General features: G+C 46.4%; 20 protein-coding genes and 1 pseudogene. 12 read left to right on the forward strand and 9 right to left on the reverse strand.

Annotation, left to right across the window (positions count from 1 at the left end; genetic code table 11):
- Positions 1 to 18: 18 nt before the first annotated feature.
- Both H6F74_RS21790 and H6F74_RS21795 read right to left on the reverse strand, forming a co-directional pair.
- Positions 19 to 999, reverse strand: a complete 981-nt coding sequence (locus H6F74_RS21790) for an FHA domain-containing protein (RefSeq protein ID WP_190444251.1) — start codon at positions 997 to 999, stop codon at positions 19 to 21.
- Positions 1,000 to 1,141: 142 nt separating this feature from the next.
- Positions 1,142 to 1,783 carry a DUF3120 domain-containing protein gene (locus H6F74_RS21795; protein WP_347269546.1) on the reverse strand — a complete coding sequence of 214 codons (642 nt, stop codon included), beginning with the start codon at positions 1,781 to 1,783 and terminating at the stop codon, positions 1,142 to 1,144.
- A 330-nt stretch (positions 1,784 to 2,113) separates the two neighbouring features.
- Here H6F74_RS21795 and H6F74_RS21800 point away from each other — a divergent pair, with 330 nt between their 5' ends.
- The 8 genes and pseudogenes from H6F74_RS21800 to cobA all read left to right on the forward strand — a co-directional run bounded on the left by H6F74_RS21800 (position 2,114) and on the right by cobA (position 10,904).
- Positions 2,114 to 3,079 carry an undecaprenyl-diphosphate phosphatase gene (locus H6F74_RS21800; RefSeq protein WP_190444253.1) on the forward strand — a complete coding sequence of 322 codons (966 nt, stop codon included), beginning with the start codon at positions 2,114 to 2,116 and terminating at the stop codon, positions 3,077 to 3,079.
- Positions 3,080 to 3,135: 56 nt separating this feature from the next.
- The gene (locus H6F74_RS21805; protein ID WP_190444254.1) at positions 3,136 to 4,467 is read left to right on the forward strand and encodes a TIGR03279 family radical SAM protein; all 1,332 of its coding nucleotides are present in this window, start codon (positions 3,136 to 3,138) and stop codon (positions 4,465 to 4,467) included.
- Between the two features lie 185 nt (positions 4,468 to 4,652).
- On the forward strand, positions 4,653 to 6,053 hold the full coding sequence (locus H6F74_RS21810) for a serine/threonine-protein kinase (RefSeq protein ID WP_206756341.1): 1,401 nt from the start codon (positions 4,653 to 4,655) through the stop codon (positions 6,051 to 6,053).
- Between the two features lie 259 nt (positions 6,054 to 6,312).
- Positions 6,313 to 6,492 (forward strand): annotated as a pseudogene (locus H6F74_RS21815) (DUF512 domain-containing protein); the annotation flags it as partial.
- A gap of 118 nt (positions 6,493 to 6,610) precedes the next feature.
- Positions 6,611 to 7,930, forward strand: a complete 1,320-nt coding sequence (locus tag H6F74_RS21820; RefSeq protein ID WP_190444256.1) for a beta-galactosidase — start codon at positions 6,611 to 6,613, stop codon at positions 7,928 to 7,930.
- Positions 7,931 to 8,398: 468 nt separating this feature from the next.
- On the forward strand, positions 8,399 to 9,082 hold the full coding sequence (locus tag H6F74_RS21825; protein WP_190444257.1) for a manganese catalase family protein: 684 nt from the start codon (positions 8,399 to 8,401) through the stop codon (positions 9,080 to 9,082).
- Between the two features lie 239 nt (positions 9,083 to 9,321).
- Entirely contained in the window at positions 9,322 to 10,101 is a 780-nt protein-coding gene (locus tag H6F74_RS21830; RefSeq protein WP_190444258.1) for a sirohydrochlorin chelatase, read from the forward strand.
- Positions 10,098 to 10,904, forward strand: coding sequence for a uroporphyrinogen-III C-methyltransferase (gene cobA / locus H6F74_RS21835; protein WP_190444259.1), 807 nt, complete (start codon positions 10,098 to 10,100; stop codon positions 10,902 to 10,904). Before H6F74_RS21830 ends, cobA begins: the two co-directional genes overlap by 4 nt.
- Positions 10,905 to 11,087: 183 nt before the next feature.
- Here the strand turns inward: cobA and H6F74_RS21840 are convergent, their stop codons facing one another.
- The 5 genes from H6F74_RS21840 to H6F74_RS21860 form a co-directional block, all read right to left on the reverse strand.
- Positions 11,088 to 11,867 carry a photosystem II S4 domain protein gene (locus tag H6F74_RS21840; protein WP_190444260.1) on the reverse strand — a complete coding sequence of 260 codons (780 nt, stop codon included), beginning with the start codon at positions 11,865 to 11,867 and terminating at the stop codon, positions 11,088 to 11,090.
- An 88-nt stretch (positions 11,868 to 11,955) separates the two neighbouring features.
- A complete protein-coding gene (locus H6F74_RS21845) occupies positions 11,956 to 12,384 on the reverse strand; it encodes a hypothetical protein (protein WP_190444261.1) in 429 nt (142 codons plus the stop codon).
- Positions 12,354 to 12,986: an ion channel gene (locus H6F74_RS21850; protein WP_190444262.1), complete on the reverse strand. Its 633-nt coding sequence runs from the start codon at positions 12,984 to 12,986 to the stop codon at positions 12,354 to 12,356. The genes H6F74_RS21845 and H6F74_RS21850 overlap by 31 nt, the downstream gene beginning before the upstream one ends.
- 87 nt (positions 12,987 to 13,073) lie before the next feature.
- The gene (locus H6F74_RS21855; RefSeq protein WP_190444263.1) at positions 13,074 to 13,589 is read right to left on the reverse strand and encodes a hypothetical protein; all 516 of its coding nucleotides are present in this window, start codon (positions 13,587 to 13,589) and stop codon (positions 13,074 to 13,076) included.
- Between the two features lie 70 nt (positions 13,590 to 13,659).
- The gene (locus H6F74_RS21860; protein WP_190444264.1) at positions 13,660 to 13,821 is read right to left on the reverse strand and encodes a hypothetical protein; all 162 of its coding nucleotides are present in this window, start codon (positions 13,819 to 13,821) and stop codon (positions 13,660 to 13,662) included.
- Positions 13,822 to 13,962: 141 nt separating this feature from the next.
- On the opposite strand from H6F74_RS21860, the gene serA reads away from it, so the two are divergent.
- From serA to H6F74_RS21880, 4 genes are all read left to right on the forward strand, one after another.
- Positions 13,963 to 15,543, forward strand: coding sequence for a phosphoglycerate dehydrogenase (gene serA / locus H6F74_RS21865; protein WP_190444265.1), 1,581 nt, complete (start codon positions 13,963 to 13,965; stop codon positions 15,541 to 15,543).
- Between the two features lie 159 nt (positions 15,544 to 15,702).
- Complete coding sequence (gene prmA / locus H6F74_RS21870) at positions 15,703 to 16,593, forward strand: 50S ribosomal protein L11 methyltransferase (protein ID WP_190444266.1); 891 nt, start codon at positions 15,703 to 15,705, stop codon at positions 16,591 to 16,593.
- Positions 16,594 to 16,671: 78 nt separating this feature from the next.
- Positions 16,672 to 18,207 (forward strand): hypothetical protein, encoded by a 1,536-nt coding sequence (locus H6F74_RS21875; protein WP_190444267.1) that lies wholly within the window; start codon positions 16,672 to 16,674, stop codon positions 18,205 to 18,207.
- Positions 18,208 to 18,282: 75 nt separating this feature from the next.
- Entirely contained in the window at positions 18,283 to 18,468 is a 186-nt protein-coding gene (locus tag H6F74_RS21880; RefSeq protein ID WP_190444268.1) for a PCP reductase family protein, read from the forward strand.
- Positions 18,469 to 18,797: 329 nt separating this feature from the next.
- Here H6F74_RS21880 and H6F74_RS21885 read toward each other — a convergent pair whose 3' ends face one another.
- Entirely contained in the window at positions 18,798 to 19,622 is an 825-nt protein-coding gene (locus tag H6F74_RS21885; RefSeq protein WP_190444269.1) for an SWIM zinc finger family protein, read from the reverse strand.
- 252 nt (positions 19,623 to 19,874) lie between these two features.
- The gene (locus tag H6F74_RS21890; protein WP_190444270.1) at positions 19,875 to 23,198 is read right to left on the reverse strand and encodes a DEAD/DEAH box helicase; all 3,324 of its coding nucleotides are present in this window, start codon (positions 23,196 to 23,198) and stop codon (positions 19,875 to 19,877) included.
- Positions 23,199 to 23,318 lie beyond the last annotated feature (120 nt).

Below are 23,318 nucleotides of genomic sequence, written 5' to 3' on the forward strand. Positions count from 1 at the left end.
CGATCGTGAAACTGCTACCTACTGACTATTGACCTGCACAAAAGCATCCAGGTCAGCGTATAAACCTGCATAAGTTACAGTGGGCGCGTCATAACCTTTGAGATTGACGATATATTGCTTAAACCCCGTATCCTTTCCTGCCAAGGTTAAGAGATAGTCGTGAGTTGTTTCCCCTATGGCAATATCTAGACCAATTTCCTTAGTGGCAGATTCCAGGCGAAATGCTGCATTCACGGTATCACCGATCGCAGTATAGTCGGGGCGATCGCCACTGCCAGTGTTACCGACCATAGCATAACCTGTATTAATCCCCGCCCCAATTCGCAGATTAAAAGGCAAAGGATATTTATTACTCAGATCCATAGTTATTTTATGGAGGTCACTCAGCGCCTTACAAATATTTAGCATTTCCTCTTCGGTGACGCCTTGGGAACCATGAAACCAGATTGCCATCACTGCATCGCCAATGTATTTATCCACCCAACTACCATACTGTCGGATGATATTTCCGGCGTGGCGGAACCAGGTGCCAATCACCGCCGATAAAATCTTTTCATCCAGCTGTCGGGTTAGTACAGTGAAGTCGCGGATATCTACTACCATCACTGACATCAGGCGACGGACGTGCAAAGTCGAAGTGAGAGTATCCTTATCTCCAGTCACCGATGACTCATTGTTGCCGGCTGCCGTTGGACAGTGGAACTCTAGATCCGTCTGACCAAAGGTAAGGCGATCGCCATTGCGTAATGTTACAGGAATACTGACTCGTCGCCCATTGACAAAAGACCCGTTACGACTGCCTAAGTCGATTAGGTAAAACTCTCCGGTTTCGGTACACTGCAACATAGCGTGATTTCGGGAAATCCACCGATCCGGCAGCACAAAATTGTTGTCGTCGCTGCGACCAACTGTCCAGCAATTACTACTCACCAACGGGAGATAGCGATTGCCGGAGTCGGTGCGAAGCAGCAGGTAAGGAGTGGGTCGCAAAGTCACCACAGGCTAAAATATTGACGACAAGTCGTTTAGAACTTTTAATTTTTAGCATATTTCCGCCTCTTGAGTGTGCGATCGCAAAACAAGAGCGAAGCTCGACATCCCTGCACTAATAGATTGAGCATTGGTCAACTTGCAGGTATTTTTAAGCCATAGAGGCAGCTAACCAAAACAGGCTGTCTACCAAAATTGTACTTAATACTGCTCCACCAAATGCCCACCAGTGCAGCTGGCGCGATCGCAAGGGTACTAGACCAACACCCAGAAGAACACCTAACAGAACCATCGCCCAACCTGCACCCCAAGGAGTTTTGACTTGAGCGATCGCAGTTTGGAAAACCAGTGATGCTTCGCTGGGTGCGACTTGCATCAAGGTTCGCCAGTGTGGAATTAAGCCAGCTATGTAGAAGTATATATCTGTTACTGCTGTACCGAACAGCGAGCCGAGATAAAACAGGTTTCCCACCATTCCCCAACGCTTACTTATACACCAAAGCGCAAACGGTAAACCTATTGCCTCTATTGGCAGATGGATTGTGGGTTCCCAGCGCCACCAACCCCAATATATTGATCCTGCTAACCAACTCCAGCTGAACCCCAGCAGCAAGTCTCCCCACAATTTCGTTGAGTCACGCCGCATCAGGGTAATACCCAGCCACACCCAACCTATTGTCATTACTAAACTTAACCCAGGCAGCAGCCGCACTAAGGGAGCCTGAACAAACACTGGCACCGAAACCAGAAACGAGGATGCCGCAAAAAGCAACCAAGCTTGACGGGTGCCAATTCCCCAATCAGCAAGAGTCAGAAGGACTTTACCAGGCTGGCTAAGAGTGTCAGAAACGTTAGAAGATGGGTTGGAAGACCAGGTATTGTTAAACAAGATATTATTAATATTCGTTACTTATGTTTACATCTTTCAATATAACACTGAATATCCCTAGGGGGGGGATATTTAAGATATTAACTTAGTTTTCTTGACAAGAGCAAGCGGGGATTAGGGACTGGGGAGAAGGGGGCCGGTTGTACTGGGGGAGAAGATTAATTAGTTAATTAGTAATTAGCAATTAGCAATTACCCACAGTAGATTAGTAGGCGATTGACTATAGAGGAGACTATGGCTATATCAAAATGTCAGAGGTTCGCCCTTTTGGGTGTAGGTGGATTAAGCAGTGCGATCGCATTCCCTTTAGAAACGCTGACTATGGCGCAAGAAGCGGTACCCGCACCCAGTACCACATCCCAGGTAAATATTGTCCAGGCGGCGTTTTTAGGCTTTGTGCAGGGGATGACAGAGTTCTTGCCGATTAGCAGTACAGGGCATTTGAAAGTAGTGCCTGTAGCCCTGGGATGGGGCGATCCGGGGGTTGCCTTTACAGCGGTGATTCAGTTGGGAAGTATTGCGGCCGTGCTGTGGTATTTCTGGCGCGACATCACGCAAATCGTCACGGGTGCAGCCAAAGCGATCGCCAGCAAAGATTACCAGTCTTACGACTTCCTCATGGCGCTGGGGATAATTCTGGGAACGGTACCGATAGTATTTTTTGGACTGCTGATCAAAAAGTTTATTCCCGACTTTGACAACTCACCCCTGCGGAGTTTGAGTGCGATCGCGATCGCCTCAATTGTCATGTCCCTCTTGCTAGGCATCGCAGAGCGCGTAGGACAGAAAAAGCGCAACTTTGAGCAGCTCCAACTCAACGATGGCATTTTGATGGGCTTAGCGCAGGCTATGGCGCTAATTCCCGGCGTTTCCCGCTCCGGTTCCACCCTCACCGCCGGGTTATTTATGGGATTAGAACGGGCAACTGCTGCCAGATTTTCCTTTTTATTAGGTATTCCAGCCATTACCATAGCTGGGTTAGTAGAGTTAAAAGGTTTTTTAGAAGAAGGAGTGGGGGATGCGGGGCTGATTTCCCTAATAGTCGGAACCATCAGTTCAGCAATATTTTCATATTTAGCGATCGCTTGGCTGCTGCGCTTCCTGCAAACCCAAAGCACCTGGCTATTCATCTGGTATCGGCTAGCATTTGGAGTAGTAATCCTAGCAGCAATCTACCTCAAACTCATCCCCAATATTTAATAACTCTTTCCTCTACGCCCTCTATTGCCTGAAGTGGTTCGTTTCCTCCCAGTATCATGAGCGAGACATCAATTCGTCCAGCCCTAATAACCAACGTTCTCCCCGACTCCATCGCCGCCGAAATTGGATTTGAACCAGGCGATGCCATAGTTTCCATCAACGGTTCGCGCCCCCGCGACCTCATCGACTACCAGTTTTTGTGCGCCGATGAAGTGCTGGAACTGGAAGTCTTAGACACCGCTGGCAAAAGCCACTCAGTAGAAATTGAAAAAGACTACGACGATGACTTAGGGCTAGAATTTGAAACCGCCCTATTTGATGGCTTAATCCAGTGCAATAACCGCTGTCCTTTCTGCTTCATCGACCAGCAACCGCCCGGTAAACGCCAAAGTCTATATTTAAAAGATGATGATTATCGCCTCAGCTTCCTCTATGGCTCATACCTCACCTTAACCAATCTCACCCAACGAGAATGGGACAGAATTGAGCAAATGCGCCTATCCCCTCTCTACGTTTCCGTCCACGCCACCGAACCAGAGGTAAGAACTCGCCTGCTAAAAAATCCCCGCGCTGGGCAAATATTACAACAATTGCAGTGGTTCCAAGAACGGCGTTTGCAAATTCACGCCCAGGTAGTTCTGTGTCCAGGGGTTAACGATGGCGCACATCTGGATACCACCCTGGGGGATTTAGCATCTTTCCACAGGGGGGAAATTCCCACTGTGGCATCTGTGGCGGTGGTACCAGTGGGGTTAACGCGCTTTCGTCCAGCTGAAGATGAACTGATACCAGTAACGCCTGAAAAAGCCGCTGAAGTAATTTCGCAAGTCCAGACACTGCAAGACAAATTCCGTGTCTCGCTGGGTTCTACCTTCGCTTGGTTAGCCGACGAATGGTTTTTAATTGCGGGGCAGGAGTTGCCAAGCGAATCTCACTATGAAGATTATCCCCAAATTGGCAACGGGGTGGGATCTATTCGCCAGTTTCTCAAAGAATTTCAGCAAGCGGCGAAGAAAATGCTACCGCAACGTATCGAGACACCCAGAAGATGCACTTGGATAGTTGGCAATGCCGTTGAAAAAGCGTTCCAACCTATCGTGCAACGCCTGAATCAAGTTGAAGGACTACAGGTGAATATAGCAGCTAGACATAGCGATTACTGGGGACAAGAAATTAGCGTTACCGGATTGTTGACGGGTGAAGATTTGCTGAAGTTAAAGGGAAAAGATTTAGGCGATCGCATTCTCCTCCCTTCTGTCATGCTCAAGCATGGAGATACTCGCTTTTTAGACGATATGACTGTGGAAGAACTTGCCCAAGATTTGGGTACACCAATCTTACCCGTCAACGGCATAGAAGAACTAATCCAGGCTTGCATTCACCCTTAAAGTTCTCATGAACAGGCTGAGCCTGGGAATGAGGTTAGCGAGGCTCTGCCTCGCCTATTTTTTCTAGGGGGAGGCGGAGCCTCCCGAAGGCTTTCCCAGTCTGAGACTGGGAACGATAATAAACAAACAGATTTGTGTCATCTCTCCAATTGGGGATACCTTAGAGATGAACATCATTCGCGTGGGTGCCAAAGCCTGCCATGCTCTACTGTGTTGCTCCTGAATGTAGAAGCCCCCACAACCAGGCAAATGACCGATTTTGTCGCAGTTGCGGGCAAAAACTATTATTGAAAGACCGCTATCGTCCGATGAAGCTAATTGGTAAAGGCGGCTTTGGGAGAACTTTTTTAGCGGTGGATGAGCATATTCCTTCAAAACCAAGTTGTGTAATTAAGCAACTCTACTTCCCAGAACGAGATCAAACTACTTTTACAAAGGTGGTTTCCTTGTTTTGTCAGGAAGCAATGCGTCTGGATGAGCTGGGAAAGCATTCGCAAATTCCCTTCCTACTAGCTCACTTTGAACAAAAGCAGCAGATGTATTTAGTGCAAGAGTTTATTCCCGGACAAACTCTGTCCCAGGAGTTGCAGCAAAAGGGTGTTTATAGCGAAATGCAGATTTGGGAAATGTTGCAGAATTTGTTACCTGTTGTGCAATATATCCACGAGCATCGGGTGTTGCACCGGGATATTAAGCCAGCTAATATTATCAGACGCACTAGCGATCGCCATCTCATTTTGATCGACTTTGGAGTTGCCAAGGTATTCACAGATACAGCTTTGCTCCACACTGGGACGATCATTGGTAGCCCCGGCTACATGGCACCTGAGCAAACACGGGGCAAAGCTTTGCCCTCCAGCGATCTCTACAGTTTGGGTGTCACTTGCATTCACTTGTTGACTGGCGTTCCTCCCCTGACTATGTTCGATATTGTGAATAACGGGTGGGCGTGGCGCGATTTTTTGCCAAGGGGAATGAAGGTAAGCGAAGGCCTCAGTCAAATCCTCGATAAATTGCTGCAAAATGCCATCAGAGAACGCTATTCCTGCACTGCTGAAGTATTGCAAGCAGTACAGCAAAGTTTAAATCCCCGTCCTGCACCAGCGGTTCAAATTCAAGAGCGTTCTGCTGTTAATTTTCTAAATTCCAACGTAGAAGTTAAATATACAAAACTGCGGGATTTATTAGCTAAAAAGAAATGGAAAGAAGCCGATCAAGAAACCTGGGCAGTTATGTGTCAAGCAGTTGGTAAATCATCCAGAAGCTATTTATCCAGTAGTGATATTCAAAAATTCCCTTGTGACGATTTGTGGACAATTGACCAGCTGTGGGTGAAGTATAGTCAAGGGCGTTTTGGCTTCAGCGTACAAAAGCAAATTTATCAAGATGCTAGGGGAGAATATCAAATTTTTTGCGAAAAAGTAGGCTGGTTTGCCTACAATCCTTATCATCCCGACTCCGGTTTGAAATTTAGCGACAAAGCCGCACCCGGACATCTGCCATCGCGTCGCTGGGTAGGAGGTTATGAATGGTGGCATCATGCGGGTGCAATGGTTGCAAAACTGGAAGAGTGCGGTATTAGGTAGGTTTTAAAAATTTCTCGTTTCCTCGTTCTTGCAGGAACGAGGAGAAAGTTCATGGTGGGCATTGGTTAGTGTACTATGCACTAGCAGTTTTTTAGTCGTTCTTTAGTTAGAAAAACCTAATTTAAAACTATGCTTCTTGATGCAAGTTTAGACTGTATACCCTGAGATAAGCTGGCATCTGTGGCGGTGGTGCCAGTGGGGTTAACGCGCTTTCGTCCAGCAGAAGATGAACTGATACCAGTAACGCCCGAAAAAGCCGCTGAAGTTAAAGGGAAAAGATTTAGGCGATCGCATTCTCCTCCCTTCTGTCATGCTCAAGCATGGAGATACTCGCTTTTTAGACGATATGACTGTGGAAGAACTTGCCCAAGAATTGGGTACACCAATCTTACCCGTCAACGGCATAGAAGAACTAATCCAGGCTTGCATTCACCCATGATGTGAAGTTCTCCTTTCCAGGTTGAGCCTCGCCTATTTTTTTAAGGGCAGGCTCAGCCTCCTATTCTGGGGTTTCCAGTCTGAGACTGGAAACGAGAATAAGTAAGAATAAAAAACTCATGCTTTCTATTAAAAATTCTAATTTCTTCTTCTTAGTAATAACCGTTTTAACACTGCCAGTAATTGGTTGCACCACATTATTTGCACCGAAAAAATCTCCGGCTCAAGTAGTAAATACTACAACGGCAACCGTTTCCTCTACACCTATCCCAAAAACGCTATTTGGGATGCACATTCAAGAACCTACCAAAACTCCTTGGCCTGCTGTTAATGTGGGGGCTTTGCGGGTTTTTGTGCCGTGGTTCTTCATCCAGCCAAACAAAGGTGAGTGGAAATTCGAGATATTAGATAAATATGTTGATTTAGCCGAACAACAGGGAGTTGAAGTTCTTTATGTATTTAACGATACTCCTAAATGGGCAGCAGCACGACCGAATGAGGTAGGAGAGTGGGGAAAAGATTTCCCCGGAGTTGCTTCAGAACCTAAAGATATGGAGGATTGGCGCAACTTTGTAAGAACTGTTGCGACTCGCTACAAAGGTCGCATTCGAGCTTATCAAATCTGGAACGAAACTAATAATAAAAATGATTACAGTGGCTCAATTGAAAAGATGGTAGAAATGGCGCAGGAGGCTTACAAAGTTCTCAAAGAAGTTGATACTAATATTATTGTCGTATCTCCGGGCGCGATCGCAGGCTTGGATTTGCCAGGAAATGAAAGCTGGATTTCCCTTGGGGGAGTGGATTGGCTGGATCAATACTTTGCCAAAGGCGCGGCTGCTTACACCGACGTAGTAGGGCCGCACTTGTATTCTATTAAGGAAAAAACACCAGAAGAACGAGTGCAAACTATTCGGAAAATGCAACAAGTAATGGCTAAGAACAAACTTAGCCATAAGCCTTTGTGGGACACAGAAAATGCCTATGCTAAATTTCCTAACGAACAGCCGTTTACCGATGAAGAAGCAAGAGGTTTTATAGCGCGTACTTATATTATTTATTGGGCATCTGGGATTAGTCGTTTCTACTGGTACGCCTGGGATGTAAACACGCAAATTCATCCAAATTGGTTAAAGATGGTGCAGGCGGACAATAAAACCCTTACACCAGCCAGCATTGCCTATAGTGAGGTGCAGGAATGGCTGATAGGTGCGACGATGAAATCTTGTCAACCTGATAGTAATAAAATCTGGATTTGTCAGGTTACGCGAGATAATAATTACACAGGCTGGATTGTGTGGAACCCAGAAGGTAAATTGCCTTTTAAAGTGCCTTCTAATTGGAATGTTAAGCAAGTTCGAGATTTAGCTGGGGGTAAATCTACATTGCCAGCATCAGGTAGTGTGGAAATCGGGCGATCGCCTATATTATTAGATTAGTTAACCTCTGGTGCAATATATCCACGAGCATCGGGTGTTACACAGGATATAGCGTTTTTCAGTTGGGTGGAATATATAGCGGTTCTGACGTTTCCGCGACCTTGGTAGGAGGCAATGCCATGTCCCTACAGAGGGAAATGCCTACCATGAGACTCTGCCTGATATTATTTGATACTTTATCAGAGGCAGAGCCTCCATATCTCAGCGTCCCCAGTCATGCGGAAACGAGGATAAATTGGATTGCTAAGCTTATATTATATTAGCTATTCTATCCTCATTCTTTAGTTAGACAAAGCTTGTTTTAAACTCTGTCTGTTGATGCAGGTTTAGATTGTATACCCTGATATAAGCTGGTGACAGTGCCAAAAATATTGAAAAAAGTTTAAGCTTTTTCAGTTGGCGATACAAGGATTTTACGAAAATCAGGTTTTACAGCTTACATCTAAAATTGAGAGGAGGCATTAGTTAGTGTTTTTCCACAAAAAAGAAACAATTCATACTGTCGATATTAAAGAGCCTAACCCACGTTTTGCTCAACTAATGTTAGAGCAGTTTGGGGGAGCAACGGGCGAACTTACAGCCGCTTTACAGTATTGGGTACAGTCGTTTCACTGCGACAATCCCGGTATTAAAGATATGCTGCAAGATATCGCTATAGAGGAGTTTGGACACCTGGAAATGGTGGGTAAACTCATCGAACAGCATACAAAGAATACTGACCAAACAGAAGCTTATAAGAGTACCCTGTTTGCTCTCCGTGGGATGGGGCCACACTTCTTAGATAGCCAGGGTAATAGTTGGACTGCTAGCTATATTAATGAAGGTGGGGATGTTGTGCGTGACTTGCGGGCAAACATTGCTGCTGAAGCTGGGGCGCGTCAAACTTATGAGCAGTTGATCAAGCTGTCAACTGATGAAGGGACGAAGAAGACTCTAGTGCATCTGCTTACCCGCGAAATTTCTCATACCAAGATGTTTATGAAGGCGCTGGAGTCGATGGGTAAACTAACTGACCCCTTCTTTGGCAATATCCAGCCTGATGAAACGGTGAATCTTTACTTCAATTTGTCTCAGAATGGTCAGGATGAGCGGGGGCCTTGGAACTCTGCACCTGATTTCCAGTATGTTCCACAGCCTACGGCTGACAGCTAATCGTACCATCAAGTCGGGACAACTTAGTTAAAAAAATCGAGTCTGTGGGAAGTTTAACCCAGAGGCTCGACTTTTCTTAATAAAAAATTAATAATGTAAGTAAGGCAATCGCGTGTAGCGATGTAGAAATTCGGTTTTATATCAAAATCGCACTTGAATTAGAAACAGTTTATACAAAAACTTCTGCGGGAAAACGATATTAATTGGATAGTACGCAATTTAGGAATTTGAGCGGGGTTTTGCCAAATACATCTGCCTATCTACTGGTATCCCACGGAAGCCGTGACCCTCGTCCCCAAGCAGCTGTAGAAGAATTAGCAACTCTTGTGGCACAGAAGGTACGCCTTGAGAGCGAATGGATGCAGAAAAAAAGCGATCGCTCATCCTTGGCTGCGCCGCCAGTGGCATTGTCACCCCTGGTAGGTACAGCAGTGCTGGAACTAGGGGATCAGCCTTTGCACGAACAAATTCGGCAATTTTGCGATCGCGCTTATGCCAGTGGCTTGAAACACCTTCAGGTGTTGCCCCTGTTTCTGTTGCCGGGAGTTCACGTGATGGAAGATATCCCAGAGCAAGTAGCGATCGCATCCATTGCTCTTGAGAGCAAGTTGACAATAGAGATCCGACCTCATCTAGGCGTTCACCCTGGCTTAAGTCGTCTCTTGGCAACTAGCTTGGCTTCGGTAAACGCGGATGCGAGTATTCTCTTATCTCACGGTAGCCGCCGTGTTGGTGGAAATCAGCCAGTGGAGGCAATAGCCGCAACTCTAGGGGCAGTGCCTGCTTACTGGTCGGTGTCACCCAGTTTGGAGGAGCGTCTAGAAGATTTAGTCAGCGCTAAGTATTCTCACATAGGGATTCTGCCTTATTTTTTATTTACCGGGGGAATTACGGATGCGATCTTAACAAAAGTTAAGCTACTGTCTAAGCAATTTCCCACGAGCAAGCTTCATCTGGCTGAACCTATAGGGGCTAGTGCTGAGTTAGCCGATTTGATTTGGGACTTAAGAAGTACATGAACAGCACAGTCATAGAGAACACGCAGGTAAACAGGAGTAAGTGCTTGGGTAAGGTATATCTAGTAGGTGCAGGGCCAGGAGATCCCGGCTTAATGACGCTGAAAGGGAAAGGACTATTAGAGTGTGCTGATGTCGTAGTTTACGACGCTCTAGTGAGTCCGCAAATTTTGGCGATGATTAACCCCCACGCCGAGAAAATTGACGCGGGTAAGCGGATGGGGCGTCACTCCCTGTTGCAGGAAGAAACTACGCAACTGTTGATAGAAAAAGCACAGACTCAAGCGATAGTGGTGCGGCTCAAAGGCGGCGATCCGTTTGTGTTTGGTCGCGGCGGCGAAGAGATGGAAGACTTGGTGCGTGCTGGAGTGCCAGCGGAAGTAGTGCCAGGAGTGACTTCGGGAATTGCCGCACCAGCTTATGCAGGGATTCCGCTAACTCACCGTGCTTACAGTTCCTCGGTAACATTTGTCACAGGACACGAGTCGGTGGGGAAGTATCGTCCTACTGTGAACTGGTCTAGCATCGCCCACAGTTCCGAAACCATCGTTGTCTACATGGGCATTCACAATCTGCCCTACATTGTAGAACAATTGAACCTTGCAGGATTGAGTTTAGATACTCCCATCGCCTTGATTCGCTGGGGAACTCGACCGGAACAGGAAGAATTAATTGGCACCTTAGCAACGATTGTGGCGCAGGTAGAGGCGGCTGGTTTTGGCGCACCCGCGATCGCTATTATTGGCAACGTGGTGAATATGCACAGTACCCTGTCCGGTTGTCGTCCTCGTGTAATTAGTTGCTAATCGTCCCTAAACCCCCCATAAAGTCTCGATGATCCACAAAAAAAGCCTGCGTAGACAGGTTTTTTTTGTCTCGCCTTACACGGACAAAAGTTGGTGCAATTGCGACTATCCTTTGGGAAGGGGAAGCGCCTACAGTCGTTAGGTAATTAGCGCCGCGCTTTTTCTCTTAGGATAAGCATAATTTTAAAGAAATCGTGTTAGTTGGACGCGGTAACGTTCTTTTTTAGTAACAGCAATTTCCCCAACTTCCAGCCTTCCTTTACCGCGAATAGCGATTAAGTCTCCAGATTTAACTTGAGAACTTGCTTGAGTGATTTCTTTCCAATTTACTCTGACATCGCCAGCATCAATGAAATCAACCATTTTGCTGCGAGACATTCCAAATCCAGCGGATGCGATCGCATCCAATCGCAGAGAAGCCTCAACTGTCGTTAACTCTTTTTTCTTCGGTTCGCGAATTTTTAATTCACTAAGCTCAATTCTGCGAGTTTTCACAGGAGTTGAGCGTACTTGATTGAGTTGCATTTCCAGAAACTCTACCATTTCTGGAACCACAATCGCCTGCGCTCCAGACTCTCCCAGTACAATAATATCGCCAGTTTTTTCCCGCACAATTCCACACCCCAGCATAGAGCCGAGAAAGTCGCGATGAGTGGCTTGGTCGAAGAGAAAATTTCCAGCAATATCCAAAGCCGCAACCGGGACTTGAGACGCTTCGAGAGGAATTTCTGAACGCGCGATCGCGATCCTTTGCCGTTCAGCTTGCGGATAACCTCCCCAAACAACAAGTTGTACTTCAGTTAAACGATTGAAAGCCTGTTGAATTTCAACAATTTCTGGAGGAGAAAGAAAATCAGTTACGACAACTTCCCAAGTTTTAATTGCTTGATCCGCCAGATCAATGACACGAGCTACAGTATCTCTATTTTCTACCCCTTTGAGGAGTTCTTCTCTTGGCAACATTCTAAATAATTTTGAGTTTTGTTTGAGTTTTAAATCAATCTACAATGACTTTCTTGATTGTATCGTTGCGATCGCTCAAGGCGTATGCTTACCCAGGAACAGATCGTCTACCCAAACGATTTGATATTGACTTCCAAGTCCAGCCATCGTTTTGCACTAAAGCAAGAAGCAAACGCCTTCGCTTATTTATGCTGCTGACTTCTTTCTCAAAAACTTCATCGCTAACCAGGGGAATATTGCTAGCGCGTAACTCATCAAGCAGTGGCAGGGGTGGCGCAGAGGCAGATGGTTTAATAAAAGCCGAGCTAAGCGTATCTAGAAAAACTAACACTGATTCACGAAGCGCGTACAAAGCAACAGCATCAGGTCGGTGTTCCGGCTTAACTGCACATTCGAGGAGTGTCAACGCCTCATCCAAGACTACCACGTTAATTTCAGCTGCCGTTTGCGGATCGGTACTGTGGAAGTAATGAAGCACTGGATAAACTAAGTGGTTTTGTCCGTACAGTGCCAGCATAGGTGTGAGCGATACCAAGTGCTGCGAGAGCATCCCAAAATCTTTGCCATTCCAAGCTTTGGTAAGGATTTCAGTGGGGTTGTGCTTCCAAGACAGAAGATATAGATTGCCAACTGACGCTTCTGCGTCGCTGAGACGACCGAAATTAGATAGCTAATTGCTAGAGTAATCAGCAAGAACCCATTAGCCGCCGCTATTGCTGTCGCTAGTTGCCAGATTCTCCGTTCGGGTTGGTAGTCTCCTAAACCTAAAGTCACCAACGTGTAACCTATGAAGTAAATTCGCTCCCAGGTGTCAGCAGGTTGCTTGCTATCGGCGGAAACCTGGGAGCGATCGCTGGCGCTAAAAATTAATACCCACCCAGCCCAAGTGAGAAAAATCCACACCTGAGTAGAAATAATAATAGTGCTGTAGCCAGCGATCGCCAGCAGATGATGAGATGAAGCGCAGCGATGGTGACGCAGAATAGTTTTCCACACCCAACTAGACACTCTAGATGTAATTGGCCCGCCTCCACTTCCTACCGCTAGCGTTGTCCAAAGTACATCTATGATGATCCACCCGACGAGCGCAACTCCCAAACCCGCTAGCAATACTCCCATTCCGACCAGCCTCAAGTCACTTGCGCTCAAGCAATTACTTAGACTAGCAATGTTCTGTTTATTACCCCCTCTGTCTAGAGGATTAGCTTACACGCCATCTGGGTCAACGTAAGCCTGAAGATTTTCCGGCTCAAACTGGCGGAGTATCCGAGTAGCTAGGCGAGTTGTAGTTTCCGGAGCTTTAACCACAACCAGGTACTTACCAGCATTCAGGCGGTTGCGGTAAGGCAAAGCATCGCCACTCCCAACTACCAAACCAACACCGCCGCCGACAAAAATACTACCCAAAGCACCGGAGGCTGCGCCCAGAATCCCACCAATGACATGATTGCCAAATGCTCCTGCCCAGGGAAAAATTTCTATCCCTGTACTCAAGTTGAAGACAAACCCGGCGATAAATCCAAAGGGTATGAGCCAATAAGCCATCAGCGTTGATTGCTTTTTAGCCTGCTCGTTGGGATCGATCAAGCCAAATTCATCAGCACTTTTGTATCCTCTACCCAGGATAGTCACCTTATCCATAGGTAAGCCTTCTTTTTCTAGAGCGGAATAAGCTGCTTCTGCTTGGATGCGGTCTTGCAGTACGGCGACGAGATAATTCATAGTGATATCGTTAGATGATGCAAAAGATAGCCTTAATTAACAGCCTATCAGTGACGCTACAGCAAATCCTCTACCCGGATTGGGATGTGAAGTGCAATACCATACAGATTTTGTAGGGTGGGGAGTAGCCCAAACAGACAAAGTTAAAAACTTTCAGGTAACAAGCCGTGTAAGAACACCTGATACAGTTAAAATGACCAACTGATGCGATCGCGCCACTGGTGGAAGTCATCAGATGCGATCGCTCTTGAGTCAACTGCCATCAATTAGCTGACTTTCAATCCTTGCTCCCTGTACGCAATATCGCTCTTGGCTTTTCAAAAGTTTTGCGTACAGGAACTGATAATTTTTTACCTAGACCTACCTGCCAATCATGTCCAAGGTTCTTGTTTCTGACCCAATAGACCAAGTTGGAATCGACATCCTCTCCCAAGTTGCCCAGGTTGACGTAAAAACAGGTCTTTCACCCGAAGAACTGGTGCGGATCATGCCAGAGTACGACGCTCTAATGATTCGTTCTGGAACCCGCGTCACCAAAGAAATTATCGAAGCTGGCAAACAGCTAAAAATCATCGGTCGCGCTGGGGTTGGTGTCGATAATGTCGATGTCCCAGCTGCCACCCGTCAGGGGATTGTAGTCGTCAACTCCCCAGAAGGCAATACAATTGCCGCAGCAGAACACGCCCTAGCAATGATGCTCTCCCTCTCCCGCCATATTCCCGACGCAAATGCGTCTGTTAAAAGTGGTCAGTGGGATCGCAAAAGTTTTATCGGGACGGAAGTTTACAAGAAAACTCTCGGCGTTGTCGGTTTAGGCAAAATCGGCTCCCATGTCGCCACCGTCGCCAAAGCAATGGGGATGAAAATACTAGCTTACGACCCGTTCATCTCTGTGGAACGGGCAGAAGAACTAGACGCTCGTTTAGTAGAGTTGGATTTGCTGTTTCAGGAAGCAGACTACATCACCCTGCACATCCCGAAAACTCCAGAAACCACTCACTTGATTAACGCCGAAGCCATAGCCAAGATGAAACCCACCACCCGGATTATCAATTGCTCCCGTGGTGGCATCATTGATGAAGCGGCTTTGGCAGAAGTTCTCAAAGAAGGCAAAATTGCTGGTGCTGCCTTAGACGTTTTCGAGACAGAACCGTTAGGCGAGTCGTCCTTAAAATCCTTGGGCAAAAATCTCGTCCTCACCCCCCATCTGGGAGCCTCCACAGCTGAGGCGCAGGTGAATGTCGCCATCGATGTTGCTGAGCAAATTAGAGATGTTTTGCTGGGGCTTCCAGCCCGTTCAGCGGTGAATATTCCCGGCTTGCGTCCCGACGTTCTGGAAAAACTCAGACCTTATCTGCAATTGGCGGAAACTCTGGGCAATATGGTGGGACAATTGGCTGGAGGACGGATTGACTCGTTGAATATCCGCCTGCAAGGAGAGTTGGCAACTAATCAAAGTCAGCCTCTGATAGTGGCAGCACTTAAAGGATTGCTTTCGCAGGCGCTGCGAGAGCGGGTAAATTACGTGAATGCCAGTATTGAGGCCAAGGAGCGAGGAATTCGCGTGATTGAAACGCGGGATGCCTCGATTCGAGACTATTCTGGTTCGCTGCATCTGGAGGCGCAGGGAACGCTTGGGGAGCATTCGGTGACGGGCGCTTTATTGGGAGATGGGGAAATTCACATCACCAGCATTGATGAGTTCCCGATCAACGTCCCCCCCAGCCCTCATATGCTGTTTACTCTCCACCGAGATATGCCAGGGATTATTGGAAATATCGGTTCCCTGTTGGGCAGTTTTAATGTCAATATTGCCAGTATGCAGGTGGGACGCAAAATTGTCCGGGGCGATGCGGTGATGGTGCTAAGCCTGGACGATCCCTTACCGGAGGGAATATTGAGCGAGATTACCAAAATTCCCGGCATTCGGGATGCTTATACGGTGACTCTTTAAACGATGCAGGGATTTTGGATGCAAGGATTTTGGATTAAAGGTTTACTCGTTAATCCTCAGGTTGTGTGGTTCTAACCCGTTACCTAAAATCTAAAATTTAAAATCATCGGAGGCGGAGAAACTCCTTCGCCCCCGCAAAATCTAAAATCCAAAATAGATATGGCGAACACCTGGTGGGAAATTCAAGTTTTGGGCGACCCAGCTTTGGAAGATTTAATCTTCTGGAGGCTGGAAAAATTTGGCTGTCGCGGTACTTCCAGTGAGGTAAAAGGACATTCCAGCTTGGTGTGCGCTTACTTATCTCCCCTTGATGCAAATCTGCTGGATTTGGCGGCGCTGTCTCTGTGGTTGCGTCAGGATGCGCTGATGGTGGGATTGGCGATGCCGATGACCCATTGGCATTTGATTGATGAGGAGGATTGGTCGAGTAGCTGGAAGCAATATTGGCAACCGCAAGAAGTAGGCGATCGCTTACTTGTCTACCCAGCTTGGCTACCTCCTCCAGAACAGTCAGAACGCCATACCCTGCGCCTCGATCCCGGTGCGGCTTTTGGCACTGGGACTCATCAGACAACTCAGCTGTGTCTAGAGTCGTTAGAAATGCGCTTGGATGGCGAGCAAGAAGGGGTTACTGTGGCGGATATTGGCTGCGGATCGGGGATTCTGTCGATTGCATCTGTGTTGTTAGGTGCCGAAAAAGTTTATTCCATAGATATCGATCCGATGGCGGTGCGAGCCACGCGCAGCAATCGGGAACTTAACAAGATTAGCCCCCAGCGTCTCATTGTAGAGCAGGGTAGTATCGACCGCTTGATAAAAATGAGCGATGAGCCTGTCGATGGCATTCTCTGCAATATTTTGGCAGAGGTGATTATTGACTTGATCCCGCAAATGACTGCGATCGCTAAACCTTCTAGTTGGGGAATTATTAGCGGTGTTTTGCTAGAGCAAGCCAAACCAATTGCCGATACTTTAGAACAACACGATTGGATTGTTGCCACTCTCTGGCGACGGCAAGAATGGTGCTGCTTTAATATCAGGCGTTCTTGAAAAATTGTGTCTGTAGTAGGCCCAGTGATTCTCCAGTTGATTTCGGGAACACTAACATCAGTTGCTTGGTGTTAGTCTATGTCCCGTCTCAACAATCGCGCTTTTGAAATCCTGCGTGCTGAAATTAGAAACTGTTCCGGTAACGATCCGATAAGCCAAGCTGAACGGCAGATCGTTCTCAAACGCTTAGAAACACTGCGGCAGCAAAAAGGCTCTCCAGCATCTTTAGAAGAATTACGTGAGACAGTTATCGACCTATTGCCACAGTTCAATGAAAAGGAACTGAAGAAGGCAGCAAAAGCCAACCAAAAACCAGGTATTTTCAGCAAACTTATCTGGGTAACAATGTTTCTAGGTGGCTCAGCAGGGGCGCTGTGGGTGGTGAATTTGCCTTATCCAATGATTCGATGGCCTGTTGCCAAAACAGCACCGATCCTGCTGCTCCCCAGCTATATGAGTATGGATCACAACTATCGTCAAGCGATCGCGCAAGTTGAGCAAGCTGACCAGTTGGTGAACAAAGCTACTGCGAGCGCTGATTTTGAGCTTGGTGCCGAGAAAGTCAAACAAGCACAAAAACATCTGGATGCGCTGCCTGTCTGGTTTCTGGGCTACTGGCCTCAATACACTTTTTGGTTTGGTTGGAATTTTACAGTAGATGAGTTTAAATCGGCTCGTGCCACTATCGGGCGGATGGAAGCCCAGCTGTTTCAAGAAAAAAATGCTCAGAATTTACTGGATAAAGTCCAACCATCACTAAACGCCGCAAAAGAGCAGTATCAACAAGCACAGACAGCGGCAGATAGACAGAAAGCGATCGCATCTTGGCAGACAGCCATCGACCAGATGGATCAAATTCCCCAAGAAACTCTGGCAGGAGAAACAGCACAAACCAACCTCAAAGCTTACAAGCGCGATTTTGAAAAGGTGGCTGGTAGCACTTTAATTGCAGCTGCCCAAGAATTTGCAATGCAGGCGGAAAAAGCTGGACAAAATCCCTCCCTTTCCCAATCTGAGGCGCAACAAGTTGAAAATTTGTGGGAAGAGGCAATTAATCGACTTAAGCAAGTTTCACTGCAAGACGCTGGCTATCTGGAAGCGCAAAAGTTACTGGCGACATACCAAACTAATCTGGCAAAGGTGCAAACCAAACTGCAAGCTCCTAGTAATGCCAATAGTGACAAATTAATTGCGGCTGGTCAAAAATTTGCCTTCGCCGCTGCTACACTTGGTCAAAAACCACCTCATCCAGCAGAGAAGTGGCAACAAATTGAAAGTCTCTGGGAAAAAGCAATTGACCGACTGGAAAAAATCCAACTTGAAGACCCTGGTTATGGGAAAGCGCAAGAGTTACTAGCAACTTACCAAACTAACTTGGGGACTGTGCAAACTCGCCTTAAAATGGAGCAAGATTCTGTAGAAGCCCTCAAAGGCGCTCAAGAACAAATCCAAAATTTAACTGCTTCTTCTCCCTCAGATCGTAGCCAGATAATTAGCCAGATTCAAGTAATTATCAATCAGCTGCAAACGGTTAAATCTGGGACAACCGCCTATTCAGAAGCCCAAAACCTGCTGCAATCAGCACAGAAGAAACTCGCTTCTGCTCAAAAATAGTAATGCTCGGCGCGATCGCACACTCAGATAAAATGTAATTAATATTCCTTGCTGACAGCAGAAGGCTGGCGTACCATGCGTGATCCTAATTTTACAGATGCTTTACAGTGGACACCTGATGCCAAAACAAAGCTGAAAAATATTCCCTTTTTTGTCCGCACTCAGGCGAGACAACGGATTGAGCAGCTAGCTCGTGCTGCTGGTTCGGATATTGTCACGGTTGAGTTTGTTGAGCAAGCAAGGGTCGAATTTGGACAGTAATAAAGGAATTCAGCTTGTCTATAGCAATCCTATTTGAGTTGTGACTACCTTTTAAATCAACCGCCCAGGCGCGGCCGGCAGAGGAAAGGGAGAAGTTCATAAATGATTTAGGATTGCTATATAGGGTTTTTCAGTTGGGTGGAATATATGGTGGTTCTGATGTTCGAGCCACCTTGGTAAGGACATAGCAATGCCATGTCCTTACAGATGTATTCTAGGTGGATATGTGAAATAAATTACACATCAAATTCTCTTGAAATCCTGATGTATCAAGGCAAGATTGTGTAATTAATTCTGCACAGTTACTTATTAAAGTAATGACTACCTAATCAGCTTTCCTCTAAATTCATTGCCGATAAAATAGCCTGCTGGCTGACTGTTTTGTAAACTGTATCTAAATATTGCATCACTGGCTGACTAGAAGCTGAATTGTAACCTGATGATAAAGGAATAGGGCCTAAAACATCTAATATTGTGTCGTTGCTTGCTGGTGCAATTACAACTAAAGAAGACTCTAGCGGCTCGTTGTATTGCCAAAATTGTTCAATTTTAAGCGGGGTTACTGTTCGAGTTGGCTGAGATGTTTCAGCAGTAATTTCTGTTTCAGAAGTTTCATCAGCCCCGCGCCGCAATTGACGTAATGTGTCGAGTATTTGTTCTTTGGTACGTCCGCGCAGCTGGAAGATTACGAAGGGGTCTTCGCTGAAGCGATCGCCTAACAAATAATACACTGCTCCAATATGTTTGCAAGGATTAGCCGGATCGGGACAAGAGCATTTACTGTGAATATCAAACTTGGTCAACGGAAACAAGCTTATACCATTTGCAGTAAACACTTCTTCAATATTTTGTGGCATTTCTCCAGCCAACAAACGAGCTGAAAAAATTGCCCGCTGTGACATAGTTTCAATCACATAATCCCATTGCTCGTCGCTAAAAGCATCCAGCGATAAAACAACTTTATATGGTTCAGGCGCAGTTCCTTGCACTCTGGAAAGCACCTTGTGACCGCGAAATTCTAGGCTTAAAACTTTGCCTTCTCGTGCATATATTCGCGCCCGTTCCAAGCGACGCCGCCAGCCAAAAGACTCTAGTAAATCTAGCCACCGTTGCGCCCACCATTCTCGACTTTGTTGAATATCGTAATTTGTCATTTTGTTTTACTCCTGTTGTTCTCTGGTTTCCTCAGCCTGAGAACGAGAATTGAAGGCGGATGAGAGTTTGTGCGGTTGCGAGTTTAGAGGATTCATAATCGAGACGCTTAGACGGTGAGATCCCCCTAAATCCCCCTTAAAAAGGGGGACTAACACTTGATTCTCCCCCTTCTCTATAGCGCGGGGGCTGGGGGCTGGGGGGATCAAGCTAACTTTTGACGCTTCTGGGACATCCTCTTAGTCGTTCAGCATTTATTCATCATCAATTACTGCACTGCGGTCAAGTAAAAGCAGGTTGCGGAGTTGGTCGGTATCCAGTTCTGTTAGCCACTGTTCGCCAGCACCAACAACTTGTTCCGCCAGCGCTTTCTTACTTTCAATCATGTCATTGATTCTTTCTTCCAGAGTCCCTGTGCAAATGAATTTATGCACTTGAACATTACGAGTTTGACCGATACGAAATACCCGATCTGTTGCTTGATTTTCTACTGCTGGATTCCACCAACGGTCGAAGTGGAAAACATGGTTAGCGCGTGTCAAGTTAAGACCTGTACCACCAGCTTTTAGAGATAGAATAAATATTCTGGGGCCTTCCGGGTCGTTCTGGAATCTGTCTATCATTTCCTCCCGTTGTTGTTTGCGGGTTCCGCCATACAAAAACAATGTTTCCCAGCCAAGTTGTTGTTCTAAATAAGGCTGGAGGAGTTTTCCCATTTCGGCGAATTGAGTGAAAATTAAAGCGCGATCGCCTTCTGCTAAAGCCTCTTCTAGCATCTCTTCTAGCCGCTGAACTTTACCAGAACGACTGCGGAAAGATGAATCTTTAGTTTCGCCTGCTGATTTTAAGAATTGTGCAGGATGGTTACAAATTTGCTTCAGTTTTAGCAATAAAGCTAAAATCATTCCCTTGCGTTGAACACCCTCGGTTTCTTCGATTTCACCAAGAGACTCATCTACCAGTTGTTGATAAAGTGTAGCTTGTTCTGATGCAAGTCCGCAGAATATATTCATTTCCTGCTTTTCTGGCAAGTCTTGAATGATTTTGCGGTCGGTTTTGAGACGACGAAGGATGAAAGGACTAACAAGCGATCGCAATGTCTGCAACGATGCTGTATCCCCATATTTCTCAATCGGTAAAGCAAACCGTCGCTGAAAGAAATCTCGCGTTCCCAAATACCCAGGATTGAGAAAATCCAAAATTGACCACAATTCAGCCAATCGATTTTCTACCGGAGTTCCTGTCAGCGCAAACCGAAAACCTGCTTTTAGCTGACGTACAGCTTGCGATTGTTTCGCCTGGGGATTCTTAATGTTTTGGGCTTCATCTAATACCACTCCTTGCCAAGAAACACTTTGCAGGTCTTTAGCATCTCGAAATGCGAGAGAATAACTGGTAATTACCAAACTTTTCCCTTTGATTGCTTTGGTAAAGGTTTTCCCTTTGGCGCGTTTATCTCCGTGGTGGACTACAACATTCAACGTCGGGGCAAATTTCTTAACTTCTCGCTCCCAGTTACCCAACACTGAAGTCGGGCAAATTAGCAAAGTTGGTGCTTCTAATCTCCCTTTTTCTTGTAAATTTAGCAAAAATGCGATGTATTGAACCGTTTTTCCCAGTCCCATATCATCTGCCAGACAAGCGCCCAAGCCCCAGCGCTCCATGAAGGAGAGCCAGCCGACTCCGAGGGCTTGGTATGGGCGCAACTGACCGTGGAAGTTTGCGGGAGGCGCGATCGCTTCCACTTTCTTGTTATCTGTTAAAGTCGTCAACAACTGCTCCAGGGGCCCTGAGGCCTCAAAGCTAACTACCGGAAGTTTTTCAACAAGTTTGGTATCGCCACTGCTGAGGCGCACAGCGTCCTCTAAAGAGAGAGAAAGCTGATCTTTCGGTGTCGCCAACAGCGCCGCCGCTGCTTTAACTTCTGAAGGTTGCAGTGCAATCCAATCGCCATTCACTTGTACAAGTGGACTTTTGAGAGCTACGAGTCGGTCAAATTCCTGTTTAGAAATTGTGCGATCGCCTATAGCTAATTCCCACTCAAAATCCAGCCAACTTTGTAACCCTGATTGACCTTTTCCTGGTGTCGCACTGGAGCGAATTTTTAGCCCCAAGCGCCGATTTTCTCCCTCAACAGGTGTCAGACTGGGCGGCAAAATTACCCCCAACCCGCTGTCAGCGAGCCGCCATGCGCCAGCCTTGATAAACTCATACACCTGAATTGGTGTCAAACGACAAAACTGCGGACGGCGGTCGTGCAAGCTGGCTTCTATGGGAGGATATATTCGGGAAGCCAAACCTAAACCGCCCAGCAGAGTCTCTTGAGGATGCTCAATTGTCCGACCTTTGAACACTCCTCGCTGCAAGGAATGGTTCCAAATGGTTTCCGCATCCACCAGAAATTCTGAGTTATCAACTGCTTGGAGAAAGTAATCCAAAGTCCAGTTTTCCTCACCTGATGTTGGTGGTTGGAGAACCAAACAGGTGCGAAACAGATTCTGCTCTGGCGCTAAAAAAGTGTAAGATTCCCCGTTAGCGATCGCTCTAGAAACTAAATGGTTCCGCACGGGCGCTATCCAATCTTTGAGCGCCGTTTCCAGCTTTCCTAATCCCGTTGGTGCGTTTAGGGTATCAGATGTCGTAGATAGAGCGCCTAACCATTCTCTAACCGCAGGTTCTACTGCACTTAAGTTAGGATTGCCAACACGCAACCTCACAATCGTGTCTATCATACTACTCAAGAATCCCAACAGTAACTCCTGGGGTTCTATCGGCAACTGTACCGATTGGGGATTGGGGATTGGGGATTGGGAATTGGGAATTGGGAAAGAGGTATTCGGGAAAGTTTCCTTGTCCCCAGTCCCCAGTCCCCAGTCCCCAGTCCCCAACCCCCGATACGTGCGACAAGTAGATGGCATCAAAGCGGTAAACTTTTCTAAACGCTCCCGATCTACTGCACTATCCAGCAGCGGTTGCCAACGAGCGACGATGGTATCATTTTTTTGCCGATCCAGTGCGGGCAAAAACTTGCACCGAGCCAGAAGATCCAAAACCCATCGACCAATATGTGACCAAAAGCGCAATTCTCCCCCTACAAATGTGTCAGATGCTTTCAAAGAACCAAGGGGAAGCGCTTGCAAAAATTGCATTGCTTGCAAAGGGTTAAGACACAGCCCCTCAACCTGCCAAGGGTGTAAAAATAGAGGCGGCGCATCCTCATTTTCTGACACCATTTTGGTAGACAATACGGGATAAACTGGTTCGCCTGTCTCCCCTGTTTGGGTGGGGAGAGCTAGTATACAATGCTGCCATTTCTCATCCGCAGTACGATTATTTTTGCTTTTGGTTGCCGATATTTGGACAAATTTCTCAATATCAAGATGAGGCGATTCTCCTCCAAAGACACTGCGCGATCGCAAGAAAGATATCAATTCCGCCTGTGTCATCGCCAAAGGATGAAATGGTATCAAATCTGTATTAGAAGATCCATCTGGCGGAATTGGTCGCCAAGTTTCTCCCCAAAGAAATAAGTAACTATTCTGAGATTGAAGTAGCCAACTACCGTGTAAAACTGCCATGATTTAAAATTTAATTTCTTGATTTTTAACTTAAATCTCTATCCAATTATTTTGTGTAGATTATCTAACAGCTACCTGGTAAATCATAAGTTTTTAAATCAATTTTTACATAAGACATAA

The organism is Trichocoleus sp. FACHB-90 (assembly GCF_014695505.1).
Classification (GTDB): Bacteria; Cyanobacteriota; Cyanobacteriia; order Cyanobacteriales; family FACHB-T130; genus Funiculus; species Funiculus sociatus.

Bases quoted from the DNA above. Each gene is read 5' to 3' on its own strand.
- H6F74_RS21845 (WP_190444261.1), bottom strand. From the start codon at position 12,384: ATGCTGGCACTGTACGGACAAAACCACTTAGTTTATCCAGTGCTTCAT.
- H6F74_RS21820 (WP_190444256.1), top strand. From the start codon at position 6,611: ATGCTTTCTATTAAAAATTCTAATTTCTTCTTCTTAGTAATAACCGTT.
- H6F74_RS21860 (WP_190444264.1), bottom strand. From the start codon at position 13,821: ATGACTTCCACCAGTGGCGCGATCGCATCAGTTGGTCATTTTAACTGT.
- H6F74_RS21805 (WP_190444254.1), top strand. From the start codon at position 3,136: ATGAGCGAGACATCAATTCGTCCAGCCCTAATAACCAACGTTCTCCCC.
- H6F74_RS21850 (WP_190444262.1), bottom strand. From the start codon at position 12,986: ATGGGAGTATTGCTAGCGGGTTTGGGAGTTGCGCTCGTCGGGTGGATC.
- cobA (WP_190444259.1), top strand. From the start codon at position 10,098: ATGAACAGCACAGTCATAGAGAACACGCAGGTAAACAGGAGTAAGTGC.
- H6F74_RS21840 (WP_190444260.1), bottom strand. From the start codon at position 11,867: ATGTTGCCAAGAGAAGAACTCCTCAAAGGGGTAGAAAATAGAGATACT.
- H6F74_RS21890 (WP_190444270.1), bottom strand. From the start codon at position 23,198: ATGGCAGTTTTACACGGTAGTTGGCTACTTCAATCTCAGAATAGTTAC.
- H6F74_RS21855 (WP_190444263.1), bottom strand. From the start codon at position 13,589: ATGAATTATCTCGTCGCCGTACTGCAAGACCGCATCCAAGCAGAAGCA.
- serA (WP_190444265.1), top strand. From the start codon at position 13,963: ATGTCCAAGGTTCTTGTTTCTGACCCAATAGACCAAGTTGGAATCGAC.
- H6F74_RS21880 (WP_190444268.1), top strand. From the start codon at position 18,283: ATGCGTGATCCTAATTTTACAGATGCTTTACAGTGGACACCTGATGCC.
- H6F74_RS21800 (WP_190444253.1), top strand. From the start codon at position 2,114: ATGGCTATATCAAAATGTCAGAGGTTCGCCCTTTTGGGTGTAGGTGGA.
- H6F74_RS21875 (WP_190444267.1), top strand. From the start codon at position 16,672: ATGTCCCGTCTCAACAATCGCGCTTTTGAAATCCTGCGTGCTGAAATT.
- H6F74_RS21885 (WP_190444269.1), bottom strand. From the start codon at position 19,622: ATGACAAATTACGATATTCAACAAAGTCGAGAATGGTGGGCGCAACGG.
- prmA (WP_190444266.1), top strand. From the start codon at position 15,703: ATGGCGAACACCTGGTGGGAAATTCAAGTTTTGGGCGACCCAGCTTTG.